This window comes from Sorangiineae bacterium MSr11954, assembly GCA_037157815.1.
In the GTDB taxonomy this organism is placed as follows: Bacteria; Myxococcota_A; Polyangia; order Polyangiales; family Polyangiaceae; genus Pendulispora; species Pendulispora albinea.
Map to the genome: position 1 here is coordinate 10,208,323 of CP089984.1, position 18,732 is coordinate 10,227,054.

The 18,732-nt window shown below is 66.8% G+C and carries 16 protein-coding genes; 5 read left to right on the forward strand and 11 right to left on the reverse strand.

Annotated features, from left to right (window positions below; all coding sequences use genetic code 11):
• Positions 1 to 214 precede the first annotated feature (214 nt).
• On the forward strand, positions 215 to 808 hold the full coding sequence (locus LZC94_39870) for a putative glycolipid-binding domain-containing protein (GenBank protein ID WXB13975.1): 594 nt from the start codon (positions 215 to 217) through the stop codon (positions 806 to 808).
• A 25-nt stretch (positions 809 to 833) separates the two neighbouring features.
• Here LZC94_39870 and LZC94_39875 read toward each other — a convergent pair whose 3' ends face one another.
• The 3 genes from LZC94_39875 to LZC94_39885 form a co-directional block, all read right to left on the reverse strand.
• A complete protein-coding gene (locus LZC94_39875; protein WXB13976.1) occupies positions 834 to 2,285 on the reverse strand; it encodes a GMC family oxidoreductase in 1,452 nt (483 codons plus the stop codon).
• A 97-nt stretch (positions 2,286 to 2,382) separates the two neighbouring features.
• Positions 2,383 to 3,375 (reverse strand): hypothetical protein, encoded by a 993-nt coding sequence (locus LZC94_39880; GenBank protein ID WXB13977.1) that lies wholly within the window; start codon positions 3,373 to 3,375, stop codon positions 2,383 to 2,385.
• A gap of 95 nt (positions 3,376 to 3,470) precedes the next feature.
• Positions 3,471 to 4,139, reverse strand: coding sequence for a pyridoxamine 5'-phosphate oxidase family protein (locus LZC94_39885; GenBank protein ID WXB13978.1), 669 nt, complete (start codon positions 4,137 to 4,139; stop codon positions 3,471 to 3,473).
• 71 nt (positions 4,140 to 4,210) lie between these two features.
• Between LZC94_39885 and LZC94_39890 the strand changes: the two genes are divergently transcribed.
• Positions 4,211 to 5,683 (forward strand): PLP-dependent aminotransferase family protein, encoded by a 1,473-nt coding sequence (locus LZC94_39890; protein ID WXB13979.1) that lies wholly within the window; start codon positions 4,211 to 4,213, stop codon positions 5,681 to 5,683.
• 49 nt (positions 5,684 to 5,732) lie between these two features.
• On the opposite strand, the gene LZC94_39895 is transcribed toward LZC94_39890, so the two are convergent.
• The 6 genes from LZC94_39895 to LZC94_39920 form a co-directional block, all read right to left on the reverse strand.
• Complete coding sequence (locus tag LZC94_39895; protein WXB13980.1) at positions 5,733 to 7,463, reverse strand: VCBS repeat-containing protein; 1,731 nt, start codon at positions 7,461 to 7,463, stop codon at positions 5,733 to 5,735.
• A gap of 323 nt (positions 7,464 to 7,786) precedes the next feature.
• Positions 7,787 to 9,646, reverse strand: a complete 1,860-nt coding sequence (locus tag LZC94_39900) for a DUF885 family protein (protein ID WXB13981.1) — start codon at positions 9,644 to 9,646, stop codon at positions 7,787 to 7,789.
• A gap of 97 nt (positions 9,647 to 9,743) precedes the next feature.
• On the reverse strand, positions 9,744 to 10,358 hold the full coding sequence (locus LZC94_39905) for a LysE family translocator (GenBank protein WXB13982.1): 615 nt from the start codon (positions 10,356 to 10,358) through the stop codon (positions 9,744 to 9,746).
• A 377-nt stretch (positions 10,359 to 10,735) separates the two neighbouring features.
• Complete coding sequence (locus LZC94_39910) at positions 10,736 to 11,257, reverse strand: gluconokinase (GenBank protein WXB13983.1); 522 nt, start codon at positions 11,255 to 11,257, stop codon at positions 10,736 to 10,738.
• Entirely contained in the window at positions 11,254 to 12,675 is a 1,422-nt protein-coding gene (gene sthA, locus LZC94_39915) for a Si-specific NAD(P)(+) transhydrogenase (protein WXB13984.1), read from the reverse strand. Before sthA ends, LZC94_39910 begins: the two co-directional genes overlap by 4 nt.
• A gap of 72 nt (positions 12,676 to 12,747) precedes the next feature.
• Positions 12,748 to 13,182 carry a GatB/YqeY domain-containing protein gene (locus LZC94_39920; protein ID WXB13985.1) on the reverse strand — a complete coding sequence of 145 codons (435 nt, stop codon included), beginning with the start codon at positions 13,180 to 13,182 and terminating at the stop codon, positions 12,748 to 12,750.
• A 166-nt stretch (positions 13,183 to 13,348) separates the two neighbouring features.
• Here LZC94_39920 and LZC94_39925 point away from each other — a divergent pair, with 166 nt between their 5' ends.
• A complete protein-coding gene (locus LZC94_39925) occupies positions 13,349 to 13,540 on the forward strand; it encodes a hypothetical protein (protein ID WXB13986.1) in 192 nt (63 codons plus the stop codon).
• 125 nt (positions 13,541 to 13,665) lie between these two features.
• On the opposite strand, the gene LZC94_39930 is transcribed toward LZC94_39925, so the two are convergent.
• Both LZC94_39930 and LZC94_39935 read right to left on the reverse strand, forming a co-directional pair.
• Positions 13,666 to 15,651, reverse strand: coding sequence for a glycoside hydrolase family 97 protein (locus LZC94_39930; GenBank protein ID WXB13987.1), 1,986 nt, complete (start codon positions 15,649 to 15,651; stop codon positions 13,666 to 13,668).
• Between the two features lie 51 nt (positions 15,652 to 15,702).
• Positions 15,703 to 16,917: an NADH:flavin oxidoreductase gene (locus LZC94_39935; protein ID WXB13988.1), complete on the reverse strand. Its 1,215-nt coding sequence runs from the start codon at positions 16,915 to 16,917 to the stop codon at positions 15,703 to 15,705.
• A 99-nt stretch (positions 16,918 to 17,016) separates the two neighbouring features.
• On the opposite strand from LZC94_39935, the gene LZC94_39940 reads away from it, so the two are divergent.
• Together LZC94_39940 and LZC94_39945 are read left to right on the forward strand one after the other, a co-directional pair.
• Complete coding sequence (locus tag LZC94_39940) at positions 17,017 to 17,913, forward strand: LysR family transcriptional regulator (protein ID WXB13989.1); 897 nt, start codon at positions 17,017 to 17,019, stop codon at positions 17,911 to 17,913.
• A gap of 34 nt (positions 17,914 to 17,947) precedes the next feature.
• Positions 17,948 to 18,697, forward strand: coding sequence for a metallophosphatase family protein (locus LZC94_39945; GenBank protein ID WXB13990.1), 750 nt, complete (start codon positions 17,948 to 17,950; stop codon positions 18,695 to 18,697).
• Positions 18,698 to 18,732 lie beyond the last annotated feature (35 nt).

Consider the following 18,732-nt stretch of genomic DNA (forward strand, 5'->3'; position numbering starts at 1 on the left):
CCCGTCCCCCAGCAGCACCGTGGAGTCCGCCTGATCCAGCCAAATTTCCGCCTTTTCAGCGATACGTGAGCGCATGTCCAGCTCCCGCGCGCGCGTCGTCGGGTGGACCCGAGCGCGGCGCGCGGGGCCTTGCGCGAAAGCTCTGCGTCTGCCGCGACGTACGCGAAACCTCTTCGCCTGCCGCGAGTAAACGAGAGCAGGAGGATCGGAGTCGATGCATATTGCACGCGTTTGGACCAAGGAAGAAGGCCTCGGCACGGAGCTCGGCGAGATCGAGCTCGGCCATGGAACCCTGACCGCGACCGGGTTCGCCATCGGCACCGATCCCGAGCCCTACCGGCTCGAGTACCACCTCACGACCGGCGACGCGTATGTCACCGCTAAGCTGTCGGTGCGCGCGATGGGGCATGGCTTTCGGCGCGCGCTCGAGCTCGTACGCGCCCCCTCGGGACGATGGTCGTGCACGACCGAGAGCGAGGGCTACCCCACCCTCGGCGCGCCAGGCGGCGATCTCGCGGGCCTCGACGGAGCGCTCGACTGCGATCTCGGCTTGTCGCCCGTCACCAACTCGATGCCCGTCCTCCGCCACCGCTTGCACGAGACCGAAGGTGCCGTCGATTTCGTCATGGCGTGGGTGTCCGTGCCCGATCTGGCGGTCATCCCGGCGCGGCAACGCTACACGTTCGTCGCGCGCCAGGGCACGTCGCGGATCGTGCGCTACGAGCAGAGCGACTTCCGCTCCGACATCGAGTTCGACGAGCACGGCGTCGTCCGGAACTACCCGCAGCTCGCCCGCACCCTCCGCTGAAGCGCGCGCGACCTGGGCGCGTCCCTCAGGGCGGCGGCGCCTCGAGGAGAAACTCGGCCGCGCGGTGGCCGATCATCATGGCCCCCAGGTTGGTCTGGCCGCGCGGAAGGGAGGGCATCACCGAGGCGTCGGCCACCATCAGCCGCTCCACGCCGCGCACCCGCAGCGCCTCGTCGACGACGCTCGCGGTGTCGCTCCCCATACGGCAGGTGCCCACCGGGTGATGGTACGTCACCACCTCCCGCCGGCACGCGGCGGGAAGATCGTCCGCGTGCCACCAAGGATCCGCGGGCAGCCGCAGCGCGCCCTCGGAGGCGAGATCGGCCACCACGTCCGCCACGCGCGCCACGATCTCCGCCATGCGCCGCGCGTCCACGTCCGAGGACAGGTGATTCAAGCGCACCCGTGCTCGCCCCGTTCCCAGCTCCAACCGGCCGCGGCTCTCGGGCGTGAGCAGGGCGCAGGTGACGGCCGCGCTGCACGGGTCCGCGCTGGGATCGACCGCGCGGGTTCGATAGGCGAACGCGTGCGCCTGCAGGTGCCCGGGTCCGTCGAGCTCGAAGGTGAGCAGCGCGCCCTTGCCCGGTGGGGCCGCGGGCTTCGCCGGGTCCGAGACCTCGATGCCCATTTGCACGTACGGATGGTCGACGAGGTTCGCGCCGACCTCGGGCGCGTCCACGTGCACCGGCAGGCCCGCCGTCCTCAGCCCATCGGCAGGCCCGATGCCGGACGCAAAGAGCATCTCCGGGCTCCCGAAGGTGCCCCCGGAGAGCACGACGCGGTCGGCCTCGAGGAGCTGCTCGTCGCCTTGCGCGGTCCGGACCAGCACCCCGCGCGCCTCCCCGTGCGCCATGACCACCCGAACGGCCTCCGTCTGCGGCCGCAAGGTCACATTGGGCCGGCCTCGCAGCTCCGGGAGGAGCGTGCGCAAGGTGCTCGCGCGATCGTCGCCGATTCGGTTGGTTGGAAATGGCCCGAAGCCCAGATGCCCCGGCGCGTTGTGATCGGCGATCCGCGCCAGGCCTCGGCGCACGTACGCATCGCCGAGGGCGTGATCGAACCCACCGAGCTCGCACCGCGTTATGGGCACGGGACCCGCATGGCCGTGGTAAGGCTCGGCGCCAAATTGCATATCGGCCTCGATGGCGCGAAACGAGGGGAGGCATCGTTCCCAACGCCACGACGGCGAGCCCCACGCGTCGTAACACCATGGATGTCCACGGACCGCGGCGGTGGCGTTCACGGCCGACGTGCCGCCGAAGAGCTTGCCCCGGGGTAGGAAATACCCCCGATCGAACTCGGCGTAATCCCAATAGAATGGGGGCGGAAGCACCATATCGCGCAGCAAAAAGCTCGGCACGTCCGGGCCGGGATCGACGCCGGCGTCGATCAGGACGACCTCCGTGCTCGGCTCCCGCGCGAGGCGCCACGCACACGTCAGCCCGGCGGAACCAGCTCCAACGATCAGAACACGCATGTGTACCTCGATCGAATGAATGTACGACTCGACCCGATTAGTCGAATTCAAAACATCATTTCAATCGAAATGCGAATTCGACGATCGAGGAGCCGCTTCAATCGAACAACACGCGCGCCACCTTGCCGAGTTTGACCTTGATCGAGCGCTCCCGGCGCTTTTCGCCGGTTTCGGCCACCACCACGTGATGGCCCGGATCGAGCTCGATGAGATCCCCCTCTTCATAGCCCTCCGGGAGCGGCTCTTGATCGACCAAGATGCGCGCCCCTTGAGCCTCGACCAAGATACCACCGAGCTTCTTGCGCGCCTCGGCCAGGCGCTTCGAGGCCATCTTCTTCTTGTCGTCGGTGACGGTGGGATCTTTGCTTGCCACGTACGCGTGGAGGTGACGCGCGGCGTCCAAGTTCTTTCCCGAGTCCAGCTCGGCCATCGCCAAATTCCAGAGGATCTTGGGGCTCGGATAAATCGTATACGCTTGTTTGAACGCCATCCATGCGCCGGCCACATTGCCGAGGGCGTGCTGCCGAACGCCTTCGAGCTGGCGCGCCTCCGCCTCCGCGCGGAAGCTCTCGAGGATCCCATCGCCGTGGGGGCTGCATTGAATGCCGATGTGCCCCGCCGCGCTGGGGGAGAACGTCTTCAGCACTTGCAAACGGCCGCCCAGCCGTGAAAGGCCCTCGATGGAGGCGAGCAACACCTCGCTGTCCTCGTTGTCACGCGCCAGGCCCACCGCCGCGATGTAGTCGTTGAGCGCTTCGCAGGGGAACTTGAGCTGCTCTTCGCACAGACCCGTGTGGTAGCGGATGCTCGCGGTCATTTTGACGGCCCCCGCCTGCTTCAACTTGTCGCGCGCGGCCGCCCAGTCCTGCGCCTCCTCGTCCTTCATCGCGTCGATGAACAGCGCGCGCGCCGTCTCGAGCTCCGCCTCCGTGGGACCGGCCGGTGCAGCAGGCGCGGGCGCTGCGGGCGGCGCCGAGGGCGCGCACCCCACGCTCATGGTCGCGCACGACAGCGTCGCCGCAAGGACGAACGAAGGAACGAGCGGACGGATGTTCTGCATCGAGTCTTGTTTGGACATCTTGCGGCTCACCCCGTTCATTGTAGTGACGAAGGTAAACTGAGCAGCAAATTTTGATGAGAACGGTCTTTTATGCGTACAGTGTGCGTGGACAAGCGGCGCCGTGTTCAACGGCGCTTGCGCGAATAGGCGTCGAGCACGGCAGGCCGCGGCACCTTCGGCGGAAACTGCGCATCGTCGATGGGCGCGCGCGCCTGGAGAGCCAACGGCACATCGCCAGCCCAGCAGGCCAAATCCATGTCCTCCTCGTCGTCGATGGGCCCGCCCGCGCGCACTTTGACCGAGGCTTCCTCGATGGGGAGCGCCAGCACGCGGGTCGCGGCGAGCTCTTTGTCGTTGCCCGGACGCACGTCGCGCGAGCGACCGGGCAGCACGTGCTCGACCAGGGCGTCGAGCGCGCGGGCCTTGGCGAGCGGATCCGTGATCTCCACGGCCTGCCCCAGCACCACCACCGAGCGATAATTCATCGAGTGATGAAAGGCCGAGCGCGCGAACACCAGGCCGTCGAGCAAGGTGACGGTCACGCACACGGCCAAGCTCGAACCCGCGGTCTTCAGCAGGCGGCTGGCGGAGGCGCCGTGCAGAATGAGCTCGTCCTCCACGCGCGCATAGGCCATGGGCATCACGAACGGCCGGCCATCGCTCACGATCCCCACCGAGCAGTGCAGCCCTTCGTCGAGGATGGCATACGCAAGGGCCCGATCGTACGAGCCGCGGGCCGGGATGCGATGCAAGGTGGTGTTCGAGGTGGCGGCGAACGAAGAAGCTTTTGCCATCCCTCGAGGGTGCTCGAAAAGTGGTATCCCGTACACGTCCAGTTCCAACAATTCAGACCTACCAGTACACCATGCGCTCTTGGACCTTCCCCATCGCCCTCGACGCCACCAGCCACACGCCAATCTTCGCGCAGATCGCGCTGGCCATCGCCAACGACATCGCGCGGGGCCGGCTGAAAAAGGGGGATTCGCTCCCGGGGACGCGCACCCTGGCCGAGACCTTGGGCGTCCACCGCACCACGGTGACGGCGGCCTATGCGGAGCTCGATGCGCAGGGCTGGGTGGCCACCCGGCGCGGCTCGTCCACCTTCGTGGCCACCGATTCTCCCGACATGCGCCCGCGCCGCTTCTCGAAGAAAGAGGCGTTGCAGCAGGGCGGGGTGGCCGCGCGCACCGGCTTCGCGCTCGAGCCCACGTCCTTTCCCTTGCGACGCGTTCCCAATCCGCCGCCGGGCGCCCTGGCCATGTGGGGCGGCACCCCGGATCTGCGGCTGGTGCCCGTGGAGCTGCTCGCGCGCGCCTATCGCCGCGCCGCGCGCGATCGCGGTGGAAAGCTCCTCGGCTACTGCGAGCACGGCCGCGGCCACGATCGACTGCGCGACGCGCTGGCCACCATGGTCTCGACCGCGCGCGGGATCACCGCCGAGCGAGAGAACGTGATGGTCACGCGCGGCAGCCAAATGGCGCTGGATCTGGTGACCCGCGTGCTCGTGCGCCCGGGGGACGTGGTGGCCGTCGAGTCGCCCGGCTACCAGTTCGCGTTCGCCCTTTTCAGCCGCGCCGGCGCCCGGGTCTTGCCCATTCGGGTCGATGAGCACGGGCTCGACGTCGACGAGCTCGCGCGCCACGCGGCGCAGTCGCGCGTTCGCTTCGTCTACGTCACGCCGCACCATCAATTTCCGACCACCACCGTGCTCTCCCCCACGCGCCGCCTCGCGCTCCTCGAGCTGGCGCGGAAACACGGCATGGCCATCGTCGAAGACGACTACGATCAGGAGTTCCACTACGACGGCCGCCCGGTGCTGCCGCTGGCCAGCGCCGACGCGCACGGGCACGTCATCTACTTGGGGACCCTGTCGAAAATTTTGGCCCCCGGCCTCCGGCTCGGTTTCGTGGTCGCCCCCGAGCCCTTGGTCGCGCGCTTGGCCGAGGAGCGCGAGATCATCGACCGCCAAGGCGATATGGTCCTCGAGTCGGCGGTGGCGGAGCTGCTCGAGGAGGGCGAGGTGCAAAGGCACGTGCGCCGCATGCGCCGCGCGTACCGTGCCCGCCGCGACGCGCTCTGCGAGGCGGTCGACAAGCACCTTTCGAGCGTCGTTCGCTACGAGCGGCCCCGCGGAGGTTTGGCGCTCTGGTGCACCGTTTCCCCGGACGTCGACGCCGACCAGTGGCTCGAGCGCGCCCGCGCGAAAGGCGTTCACTTCCAAACGGGGCGAGAGTTCACCCTCGACGCATCACCGGCGCCCCACGTTCGATTCGGCTACGCCATGCTCCACGAGCGCGAGCTCACCACCGCCGTGCGCCGTATGGCGCAAGCGCTCTGACGTCGGCACACCGGACCTCCCGGCGCCCGCTCGACGACGATGAGCGACGTCAGAACGACGAGCTCGATCCCGAGGCCTCGATGCGCAGCCGCTGTCCGCCGGTGAGGTTGGTCACGTCGACCGTCGTCTGCTCCGGCCAAAACTGCACGCGCGCGTCGTAGCGCGCGCCCGGTTGCACCGCGATGTGCTGCTCGAGCGGCGCGCGGTGGCTGTACGAGAGTAGCACCTCGCGGTACGCGATCCGGTAAGCGGGATCGCCCAAGTGCCCGGCCTGATACACGTGGACCTTGCTCCCGGCCGCGGTCTTGACCTTGGAGCCCTCGAGCGCGAGATCGATCCAGTTCGCCCCCCGCAAATCGTTCCGCAGGAGCGACACCTTGGGCACCTGCGTCCCCACCATGGCCGCGATGTCCAGCGCTCCATCGCGATTGAAGTCCGCGATGGCAAATCGCGGCACGTCGTTGCGAAAGGCGTCGAGCCCCGCGGCGGCCGTCGCGTCCCTGAAGACCCCTCCGCCCATGTTCTGAAAGAGATGAATGCCGCCGGGCTCCGGCTCGATCCACATCACATCGAGCCTCCCGTCATTGTCGAAATCGGCAAACGCCGATTGCGCATAGAGGACGCGGTACTCGTTCACCGGCTTGTCACCCATGGGAAGACCGGCGGCCGCCGTCACGTCGGTGAAGCTGCCGTTGCCTTGATTTCGAAAGAGCCGCACGCGAAACGTCTTGCGCGGCTCCGGCACCCCCGACCCTGCCGATCCTGCGCAAAACAGGTCGAGATCCCCGTCGAGATCGTAGTCGCCCAGGGCGAGCGCCGGGCCGGGGCACCCCTCGAGGCCGCCGGTCACCGCGGGCTCGAACCCCGCCCCCGCGCCGGCGATGCCTTTGTTGAAGAGAATTTGCGTGGTGTGCTGGACGCCCGGCGCGAAGATGCCCGCGCCCACCTTGGCGTTGGTGGGTTGAATCACGATATCGGGGAACCGGTCGTCGTCGAGATCGGCGAAATAAAGGGACGCCTGCGAGTAGCCGCTGGGGATGGCGGAGACCTGGGCGGTGACGTTCGAATACCCCGAGCTTCGACCGAGGTAGATGCGATTGCCGAAGAACCCGCTCACCATGTAGTCCGGATAGCCGTCGGCGTTCCAATCGCCCCACGCCATTCCATTGGCCTGGCTCTCGTACGATCCCCCGGCCGCCACGGGGGTGAACGTTCGGTTGCCGTCGTTGCGGTAAACCTTGATCGACGCCGAATCCCAATTGGTGGAGATATCGAGCCGCCCGTCGTTGTTGAAGTCGGTCGCCATCATCGACCAGACCTGCGCGTCCGACGCAGGCAGCGGATAATTGACGAAGTCCCCTTGGCGGTCATTGAGCGCGAGGCGATGGTTGTTTCGATGATCGGAAATAAAAATATCCGCCCACCCATCGCCATCGTAATCCTCGGCGTGGATGTCCCAAAAATTGGCGACCTCCCTGCGCACGGCGGCGAGCCCGGTGGCATCCGCCACGTCGGTGAAGTGCAGCGCGCGCGGCGCGGCGACCGCCAGGCCCGGGATCTCCGCGCCCCCGCGCGCCTCGAAGCCATCGCCGGCCGTGGTGGCGTCGCCCGGATCGTGGCCCGAGCCCGGGGGCGCGCCCGCGGCGTGCGACCCGTTCGAAGGCCCCCCGCACGCGAACGAGGCGGCGATGGCGACCAGAGAAGCTACGAGGGGAGCTACCAGGGGCACCACCCGGGTGAGCGAGCGAGCTGCGTTCGGTACCGCGTTCGTTGCTGCCATCGCGGCGTGAAGGATAGTGATCGAAATTTGGTGTGCAAACTACACGTATAGGCCATGTAGGGCCAAGCTTCGTCCTTCAGCTTCGATACGGGATCGTGCCAATTCACCAAAAGCGATGGCTTGCGTCCATCGCTGCAGTGTTTTTCGAGACGGCAGCATAGCGAAGATATGGATTCCTGGTCGCACGTACAACACGCCCGATCGGGGCCCTCGTGGGAGCCTCGCCCCGGCGCGCATGTCGTCGAAACAGCGAGCAAAAGAACATCGACGTCCCCTACTGCCCGGAAAGATGGGTCTCCGCAGGCGCCGCAGACGCCGCAAGCTCAGGAGCTCGCGAGGTCGCGCACCCAGTCGTGGATCACGCGCTCCAGCACCTCGAGCGGCATCGCCCCCGGGAGGAGCGCTGCATCGTGGAAGCGGCGGATATCGAACTTCGCGCCGAGCTTCTCCTTGGCATATTGGCGCAGCGCCAGCCAGCGGGTGTGCCCAATTTCGTACGAGCACGCTTGCCCCGGCCACACGGTGTAGCGCTCCACCTCCGTCGCGACCTTGCCCTCCGGATCGCCCAAGGTCTCGCGCATGTACCGAATGGCCTGCTCACGGCCCCAGCGCTTGGCGTGCAGACCGCTGTCGACCACCAGCCGCACCGCCCGGAACAAGAGCGACTGCAGCATCCCGATCCGGCCCAGCGGATCGCGATCGTAGACGCCCATTTCGTCGGCGAGCTGCTCGGCGTAGAGCGCCCAGCCTTCGCTGTACGCGTCGAAGGACAGGGTCTTGCGCAGCATGGGCGTGTCCGGCGCCTCGAGGGCCAAGGTCATTTGCAAATGGTGCCCCGGGATCCCTTCGTGGTACGCGAAGGTCGGCAAATACCACTTGGCCCACTCGCTGGTGTCGCGCAGGTTGATGGAATAGACGCCAGGGCGCGAGCCATCGATGGCCCCCACGTCGTAGCGGCCGCGCGGCTGGCCCGCCTCGATGTCCGGCGGCACCCGCTTGACCTCGAGCCGTGCCTTGGGGAGCGCCCCGAAGTAGTCGGGCAGCTTCGCCTCCAGCGCGCGCACCTTGCCGCGCAAATCCTGTAAGAGCTCGGCTTTTCCGGCGTCCGTGTTCGGGTGAACGAACCGCGCATCCTTCGCGAGCGCCGCGAATCGCTCGCCCACCGTGCCGGTGCTCATCCCTTGGCCGCGCATGAGCGCATCGACGCGCCCCGCGATCTCCGCCACGCGCTCGAGGCCCAGCGCGTGAATTTCGTCGGCGCGCAGGGCGGTGGTCGTATGAAGCTTGGCACCAAACGCGTAATACGCGTCCCCGCGCGGCAAGCGCCATACCCCCGCGTCGTGCACGGCCTTGGTGCGCCAGCGCTGGAGAAGCGCGATCTGCCGATCGAGGGCCGCGCGCACCGGTCCCTCCACCAGGCGGGTCGCGCGGGCCTCCCACTCGCCGGCGATCTGCTTTTCGCGCGCGCGGCGGGCCACGGAGCCGACCAGCGATGTCTCGGCGGCGGGCGCGGCGCGAAGCTTTTCGAGCTGGATCAGGGCCTTGGCGACGATGAAATCGGGCGGGAGGATGCCGCGGTCGCCCTCGCGCGTGGCGCGCTCCGTTTCTTGGTCGAGCACCTTGGAGAACGCATCGAGGCGGGCGATGTACGCTTCGGCGTCGGCCTTCTGCTCGATTCGGTGCTGGCTATCCAGAAAGTCGGGGATGAATTGGTAGGCGCCATGGAGCTGGCTGATCACATAGGGAGCGGAGTCCGATTTATCGCCATAGTCGAATTGCTCGGTGGCGCGCACCAACGTGTCGAACGCGTAAACGACGGTGTCGTAGTGGAGGGCATCGGCCTTGGAGAGCCGCGCTCGATCGATGGCGCGAAGGTCCGCGAGGAAGCCCTTTTGCCTTTGCACGCGGCGCTCGTCGGAGGCGATGGATCGCTCATCGAGCTGGCTCTTTGCCCGCGCGCCATCGCCTCGATCGAAGCCGAGCGCGGTTACGCTCTCGGGCGAGGCGCGCAGCTGCTCGCGAAAGATGCGCTCGAGGAGCGCGCGGAGGCGCGGTCCATCGGAGCTGCCCGCGGCGGCTTGCATGGGCTTTGGGGTCTCGGGGGCGGGCGTCGGACCGCAGCCCAAGCCGAGGGCGCTCGTGCTGCTGGCGAGGCCGAGGATCAAGAATTCACGGCGGTGCATCGTCGTAAAGGCTCCTAAGTCGCGGGGTACAAAAAAGTCGCGGGGTGCGAAAAGACGCGGGATGCGAAAAAGACGTGGGCACGTAAAAGCGCGAAGGTCAGCGAAGGGCAATCACGCACGCGGCGGCGGCCATCACCACGGCGCTCACGCGGTCGACGGCGCGCAGGGCGGAGGCCGAGCGAAAGAAGCGCCGCGCGTGGCCGGCCAAGACCACATAGGTGCCGGTCACCGCAGCCACGACCATCATGGTGACGGAGGCAAGGGTCGCCAGATCGAGGAATGTCAGCTTGGAGAGATCGACGATGCTCGGCAGCAGCGCCAGGTAGAAGAGCATGGTCTTCGGGTTGCTGAGCGACATGGAAATGCCCGTGAAGAGCAGGCGCACGCCCTCGCCCGGCACGGTCTTGCCGGCGGGCTCGCCGCCCTCGCGGCGCGTCGCCCAAAGCTTGTACGCCAGGTAAAGCAAGTAAACGACGCCGGCGTATTTGATGCCGAGGAACAGCGGCTGGAACCGCTCCGCCAGGGCCGCCGCCCCCAGCGCCGCGAAGGTCAGCCAACAAACGTCACCGAACATCAGCCCCAGGCAAAGCATCGGCGTGCCGCGGGAGCCGCGCCCCAGCACGCGCGCGACGAGGGCCATCGACGAGGGTCCGGGCGAGGCCGCCGCAACTCCAAGGGTGGCCGCAAAAAGAAAAATGGACGAGCCGCTCATGACGAGACCTTCCCAAGGACCAAGGGAAAACCCCTCGCGCGGCGCCCTGCCGGCAAGCCTGCTTCGTGTAAGCAGCCCTTGGCCTCGAGGCGGAGAATGCAGCGCAATTGCACAGCGAACAACGAAGAAATCGGGACCTACACATAAGCTCCGCTTATGCACCAAGACCCGTCCCGGGAGGTCTGGGAAAGGGGGCCGCCCCTGAGAGAACAACCGCAAGGACGCAAGGAGCGCTAGGGTTTTAGAGGAATTTAGTTCTTCTCTCTTTCGCGGCCCTTGCGCCCTTGCGGTTTCCTGCCCTCCGACGGCCGAGCGACGCTGGGGAAATCTGGGAAGGAGAGCCGCCCTGAGAGAGCAGCCGCAAGCGCAGAGGGAGGTTACGTCGGCGGGCCGGAACCGACCCCGCCCACCGAAAGCCCCGCCACAATCTCCCGTACAATCTCCTCCGCCGTCCCCGAAATAGGCACGGTGAGCACACCTTCGTCGGGCTCCGGCGGTTCCAGATCGCGGAACTGGCTATCGAGCAGCCGCTCCGGAAAGAAATGTCCTTTTCGCGCAGTGAGCCGGCGCGCGATGACCTCGCGGCTCCCCTCCAGGTACACGATGCGTAACTCCGGACGACCCCGCCGCAGGCCATCGCGGTAGCTCCGCTTCAACGCCGAACACGTCACCACCGCCGACTCCCCGCGCGCCATGCGCGCATCGGCAAACGCACCAATGGCCGCCAGCCACGGAGCGCGATCGGCATCGGTCAACGGCGTGCCGGCCGCCATTTTGGCGATGTTCTCCGGCGGGTGAAAATCGTCCGCCTCGGCGTACGCCACCCCCAGGTGCCGGGCCAAGAGCTGCCCCACCGTGGTCTTCCCGCTCCCGGATACACCCGCGACGATGACGATCATGCGACCGGCCCCTGCTCGAGCGCCGCCGCGCCCTCGCTGCGCCCGACTTTGTTGTAGCCGTCCAGCGCCGCGACTTTGTAGCACTCGGCGAAGGTCGGGTAGTTGAAGACGTTGCCGATGAAGTAGTCGATGGTACCGCCGAACGCGATGACCGCCTGCCCGATGTGCACCAGCTCCGTGGCGCCGGTGCCGATGATGTGCACGCCCAAGAGCTGCCGCGTCTCGCGGTGGAAGAGCAGCTTGAGCAAACCGGAGTCGTCGCCCATCATCACCCCGCGCACGATCTCGCGGTAGCGCGCGATCCCCGTTTCGTAGGGGACCCCGGCCGCGGTGAGCTCCTCTTCGTGGCGCCCGACCATGCTGATCTCGGGCACCGAATAGATACCGTACGGCAAGAGCTCCGGCATGGCGGCCGCGGTGAGGCCAAACGCATGGCACGCGGCCAAGCGCCCTTGCTCGGACGACGTGGACGCGAGCGCGGGAAATCCGATGAGATCGCCCACCGCGTAGATGTGCGGCACCTTGGTTCGAAAGTGGCTATCGACCGCGATGCGGCCGCGGCCATCGGCTTCGAGCCCGGCTTTGTCGAGCTGGAGCGAGTCGCTCGTCCCCACCCTCCCCACGGAGTAGAGGAGCACGTCGCTCGCGATCTTCTTCCCCGACTTGAGGGTCGCCACCGCGCGCGACGCCTCGACCTGCACCTTGGCGACCTCTTCTCCCAGCCGCAAGGTGGCCCCCATATCCCGCAATTGATAGGAGAGCGATTCGGCAATCTCCGAATCCACGAAGTCGAGCAGGCGGTGGCGTTTGTCGACCAAGGTCACCTTCACCCCCAGCGCCGCGAACATCGACGCATACTCCACGCCGATGACCCCGGCGCCCACCACCGTCATGGTGCGGGGCAGCGCGTGGAGGCCGAACATGTTGTCGCTGGTGATCACGATTTGCCCGTCGACCTCGACGTCGGGCGGATGGGCGGCGGTGGTGCCGGTCGCCAGGACGATGAAGGAGGCGCTCACGAGGGAATCGCCGCCCTCGCCCTGCACCTGCACCTCGTTCGGCCCCGTAAAGCGGCCGAGACCGCGCAGCACGGTGATACCGTTGCGGCGAAGTTGGTCGCGAACCACCTCGCCTTGGGTCTTCAGCACGTGGTCGCAGTGCTGAATCAGGTCGGCGATGGTGACGTTCTCCTTCACATGGTACGACTGCCCATAAAACTGGCGCTGCCGAAGGCCGGTCAGGTGCAGCACCGCCTCGCGAAACGTCTTCGAGGGAATGGTGCCGGTGTTCATGCACACACCGCCCAAGCGGGCGTTGTTCTCGCAGAGCGCCACCCTCTTCCCGAGCTTCGCGGCCTGAACGGCCGCGCGCTGACCACTTGGACCGCTACCGATGACGAGCAGATCGAAATCGAACATCGGGGCCCATTCTCGATGCCCGAACCGCGCGGATCAACCTCGACGAAGCGCGCGGCCCCGCGAGGAGGCGAATCACGCGCGAAGCTGTTGGATCGCCTTGGCCACGTCGGGCCCTTGAACATTGGCGCCCGTGGACTTCAGGTGCTTCATGGCGACGCCCGTGGCCTGGCCCTCGCTTTTCGCGCCGCGGATGGCCTCCACGACGGGACCGAGCGCGAGGACGATGGCCTCCACGCTCAAGGATGCCGGCAAGAACGAGCGGAGGAGCGCGATTTCCTTCTCGAGAACGCTGCGCTGCTCGCCTTCTTGCGCGAGCGACAGGGTCTCCTCGTTGGACTTGATGAGCTTTCGTACCACGGCGACCGCTTCATCCTCGGTCGGCTCACGGCTGCTTCGCGCGCCGGCCGTTTGAATTTCACCGAGCGCCAGACGAAGAATGTTGGAGGCCACGGCATCCTTTGCCTTCATGGCTTCGAGCGCACGCGCCTTCAGGGTGTCCACGAGCATGTGGGTTTCCATAGCATGCCAGCCCCCCCGAGCTCGATAGAACATTCAAGCCCGCGTCCGCTTCTGCAAGGAACGAAAACATGCGTTATCGTGCGGGTGATACCGCCTCGCTGCGGTTAGGCCGCTCCCTCCCGAACACATGGAGCGGCCGGGAAGGGCCAAACCTATGGCCTCGAGCACCACATTCCAGAAGCGCCAAAAAGAGCAGAATCGGCAGAACAAACGGCAGGAGAAGGACGCCCGGCGCAAGCAGCGCCGGGAAGAGCTCGATCGAGGCCGCTCCTCGGCCGAGCCGGGCGTGGATCCGGACATCGCAGGAATCGTTCCCGGGCCCCAGCCCGTGGCAGAAGACTTGTAGGGCAGGAGCCCGATTTCCAGGACACGAGCCGAAACGCAACGTCGACGCCCCGCGCGCCGACGTCGCTTGGCCATCGGTCGCGGCAGGATCAAGGTCGACCCGCGCGCGCCGACGTCGCGGGGCCATCAGTCGCGGCGGCTGCGAAGGGTGGCCACGAAACCGCCGCGGGCGAGAAGATCGATGCCAATCTTGTCCGCGGAGCTCACCTGCCGCGTGGCGCTCGCGAGCTTCCGAGGCACATCCCCGTCTTGAACGGTGGTCAAGGTGTAGGCGCCCGGCTTCTTCACGAACGACAAATCGAGCTCGAACCTTTGCGGTGTATCGAGCCCGCTGATGCCGCCGATGTACCAGCCGTCCTGGCCGCGGCGAGCCACCACCACCAGCTTGCCAGGCTCGCCGCCGAGCAAACGCGTCTCCTCCCAGGTGGCAGGCACCGCCGCGAGGAAGTCTTTGGCCGGCGCAGGGAGCGCCCGATAGGCCGCCACGGAGTCGGCGAAGTGCTGCAGCGCGGACTCGAAGACGACCGAGAGCGCCAGCTCGTGCCCGTCGGTGGTGATGCGCGGGTATTTGTGATCGGTGAAGGTCACCGGCGTGTAATCCATGGCGCCGACCGCGTTGCGGGTAAAGGCCAATACGGTGTTGTGCCAGGCCGCCTTACCGGGATATTCAGGATTGAATTTGTATTGCTCGGCGCCCGGCACGCCCTCCATCGTCATCAATTGTGGATACGTGCGCTCCCAGCCGCGCGGCAAGGTGGAGCCATGAAAGTCGACCATCAGCTTGAAGTCGGCGGCGTCGCGGAGGAGGTCGAGGTATTGCTGCATGCGATCCGGCTTGTCGCTTTGCCAGAAGTCGACCTTGACCCCTTTCACCCCCCACTGCTGCAACTTCGCGAACTCGGCGCGGCGCACGTCGCGGAGGTGCATGCGATCGCGCGGCTGCTCGGTGACGTCGTTGTGGGGGCCGCCCGAGTTGTACCAGAGGATGATCCCGATGCGCTTGTCGCGCGCGTAGGCGAGGATTCGCTGGAGCGCCGCCGGATCCATCAGGTTCCAGTTGGCGTCGATGAGCGAATATTCCCAGCCCATTTCGGCCGATAAGTCGATGAACGACTTCAACGCCGCTTCGTTGCGCGGGCTGTCGTCGTCGGACCACCAGCTCCAAGAGACCCGGCCCGCCTTGATCCAGCTGGGATCGGCCACGGTCGACGGCGGCGCCACGTCTTCGATCAAGGTGGACTCGACGATGGTCGAGGTCGACGCCCCGGTCACCAGCACGCGCCACGGCAAGGTCCAGGGCAGCTTGGACTCGGGCGTGGTGGCGCCCACGCCCCTCCCCTCGCCCGCCTCCGGCAAGCGAATCCGATATTGCCCATCGGGCGCCTCCGCCTCGAGCCGCGTGCCCGCGTTGCCATCGGTCATCCCGGACTCGCTCACGAGCAACCACTCGCTCCCAACGTGGAACAGCGCAGGAAACGCCCACCCGGACGGCGTTTTGGCGGTCGTCCCCGCGGGCTGCTCGACATACAAATCTTCGTACGCGGGGGTGTAGCGGCCCGGCGGCTGCTGCGGGGTGATCCACGAGCTCGAGCCCGCGGGCACGTGAAACCCCGTGATCTCCTCGAGCACCTTGCGCGGCGTCTCGTCCTGCTCGGGAAAGCGGTAGCGGAACGCGACGCCGTCGTTGGCCACGTGCACCAAAAGCTCGATGCGCGCGCCCGCCGCGTTGGCGAAGGTAAAGACGCGCTCGCGTGCCGGCTGGCGGATGGTGCGGCGCTTTCCGTGAACGAGGTCGTAGCTCCCCGCCGCGTCGGTCGCCGGCCCCGCGTGGACGAAGCGCAGACCGTCGACGAAGCTCTGATCGTCGCGCCGCACGCCGAGGGGCGAAGGGAGCAGCACGTCGTGGCTCTTGCCGTCGTGCTCGCGATGGACCGTGTAGGTGAGCGCTCCCGAGTCGCGCCCGTCGAGGGCGGGCCCGAGCCGCAGATCGAAGGTCAGCTCGTCGTTCGGAGATGAAACCGTCCATTGGTTTGGACGTCCCGTGCACGACGCGATGGCCCCCACGAGCAAAAATGAGAGAGACGTGACACCGGTTACCGTTAGCGATTTCATACGCGCATGGTACGAGACCCCATGCGCGTATCCACCTTAATCATCCGACCTTTAGGGTACGATACCGTCGCGCAAGGTGCTCGGCACCTCGATGCCGGTGTTCATATTTACGACAGAAACGCTATTTGCCTGTAGCTTCTGCGCTTCTCGCCACGCTGCAGCATTCGCCAATGACGCAGATGGTTGGATGATCCGAAAATCGTACGGCTCGAACGGGATACCTCGCGCAAGGCGCGACGGCCAATCGGGGTTGGCCAGGGCCGAGCGCCCCAGGGCAACCACATCGGCGTGGCCCTCTTCGAGGACGCGCTCCGCGTTCGGGAGGTGCCCCATGCTGCCGTTCGCGATCACCGGCACCTGGGCGACCTCACGAAGGATCTGCGTGAGCGATCCACCTTGGTGGAGCTTGGTCGGAAAGTGGAAGTCGGGCCCGCCGCCCGCAAAGTGCAAATACGATGCACCCGCGTCGCGCAATGCTCGACCGATGATGCGCGCATCGTCTCCGCCGCCTGGCCACGCATAATGTTTGTCGTTGACCTTGGCCTCCGAGAGGCGCACCCCCACCACGAACCCGGGCTCCACCGCCTCCACCACCGCGCGGAGCACCTCGGCCGTGAATCGAATGCGGTTCTCCACCCCCCCGCCGTAGTCGTCGGTGCGGAGGTTGGTGTACGTGGTCAGGAATTGATCGAAGAGGTAGCCGTTGGCGCCGTGGAGCTCGACCCCGTCGAAGCCCGCGTCGCGCGCACGGAGCGCGGCGCTGCAAAAGGCCTCGGTGATGGCTCGAAAATCGTCTTCGTTCATGGCGCGTGGCACGTGGTAAAGGCCGCTGCCCCCGTAGGCCGGCATCTGTTCGCCCTTGGGGAGGATCGCCGAGGGCCCCACCGGCTCGGCGCGGTATTCATTGCCTTGTACGAGCGCGCCGGCGTGCATCAACTGCGCAAAGAACTTGGCGCCGCCTCGGTGCACGGCCTCCACGATGGGGCGCCAGGCGGCCGTGTGCGCGTCGGTCGCCAGACCGGGTTGGTTCGTGTAGCCCTGGCTGTGCGCGCGATCGACGTAGGTGCCCTCCGTGATCACCAGGCCGAACCCGCCCTCGGCGAAGGCCTGGTAGTAGCGGTGCATGGCCTCGGTGGCGCGCCCATCGCGCGCCGCGCTCACGCGGGTCATGGGCGCAACGGCGATGCGGTTGCGCAGGGTGAGCCCCGGCTTCGAGGCCGAGAGCGGTGCGAGTGCAACGTGCGGGTGAGCGAGAACCTCTGACATGGAACTTCCTCCGATGCACCCGAAGTTGCGACTCCCCTCGTGCATTGACAATCACCGCCCTCGTTGACGAATCGTTCACGAAGTGGAAACAGTGGACGGATGGACCGATTTCGTGCGCTCGCCTGGTATTGCAAGGTCGTCGAGCTCGAGGGCATCTCCGACGCGGCCCGCGCGCTGCGCGTCTCCAAGGCGGCGGTCAGCAAGTCGCTGGCGCTGCTGGAGTCGGAGCTGGGGGTGCACTTGCTCCATCGCACCACGCGCACCGTGAAGCCGACCCCCACCGGCCGCATCGTCTACCAACGCGCGCGCAACGTGCTCGAGCAAATGCGGGAGCTCGAGGCGGCCGCCAACGCCGAGAAGGCGGAGCCCGCGGGCATTCTGCGGGTGACGGCGTCGGTCGCCTTCGGGCTCTTGCACCTGCGCGAGCACATCGCGGCGTTTCTTCAAGCGTACCCCGCGGTGCGCATCGAGCTGGTGCTCACCGATCGCTACACGCGGCTCGCCGAGGAGGGCTTCGACGTGGCCATCCGGGTCACCCGCGCCTTGGACAACGAGGACGTGGTCGCCATCCCGCTGGCCACCACGCGGATGATCGCGTGCGCCTCGCCCGATTACTTGAAACGCGCGGGCCGCCCCCGTTCGCCGCGCGATTTGGTCCGCCATACATGTATGAGCTACGGCGCCCCCGGAACGACGGGTCGTGTGGCCTGGCGCTTCGACGACGAGGCGGTGCTGGTCGATCCGGTGGTGCGGGTGGACAGCAGCGTGCTGCTGCGCGATCTCACGCGCTCGGGCGCCGGCATTTCGTTCCTTCTGTCGTTCGTGTGCGGAAGTGATCTCCAAAGCGGCGCGCTCGTTCCGCTCTTTCCCAAGGCTAAGACGGAGGAGAGCACCGTGTTTGCCATCTACCCGTCACCCGGCCACGCGACCGCCAAGATCCGCGCCTTCATCCGCTTTTTGCAAGACGCTTATCGAAACACGGGCGACTGGACCTGAGCGCCATTTCGCTCTATCGATTCCAACGACGCCAATGGCTCGATATGCGGTGATCTCCGATGTGCACGGTAACCGATGGGCGCTGGAAGCGGTCCTCGCCGACCTGCGCCGCCGGCAGGTCGATGCGCTCCTCCAACTCGGCGACGCCGTGTATGGCCCGCTCGATCCCCATGGCACCGCGGCGATTTTACGCGCCCCCGGGCTCCCCGTGCATCACATTGGCGGCAACCAGGACCGCATCGTCTACGAAGAAGACGCGGACACCCGCGCGAATTCGTCGCTGGCATTCACCCGCCAGGCGCTCGATGAAGCCGACCTCGCATGGCTTCGCGATCTGCCGGGCGGCGCGGTCGTCGGCGATGTGCGACTCTGTCATGGCACCCCGGGGAGCGATGAGAAATACCTGCTCGAGCGGGTGACCGAACATGGGGTGGGGCTGCGGGACATCGAAGGCATCGAGCGTTTGGTCGGCGCCGTCCAGGAGCGCGTGCTCCTCTGCGGGCACACGCACGTTCCGAGGCTGGTATCGCTCGCATCGGGGCTGGTGATCGTGAACCCCGGGAGCGTCGGTTTGCCGGCGTACACCGACCAAATGCCGTATCCTCACCGCATGGAAAGCGGGAGCACACACGCGCGGTACGCCGTGGTGGATGTGGGCGACAGCGTGACCGTGGACTTGATTGGCGTGGCATACGATGGGGAGACGGCCGCCACCACAGCCTTGCGAAATGGGCGTCCCGACTGGGCCGTTGCATTGCGTACGGGCCGTGCCGGTTCAATGTGAACTTCGTCGGCCGCCTTCGTGCGATAACGATTCGC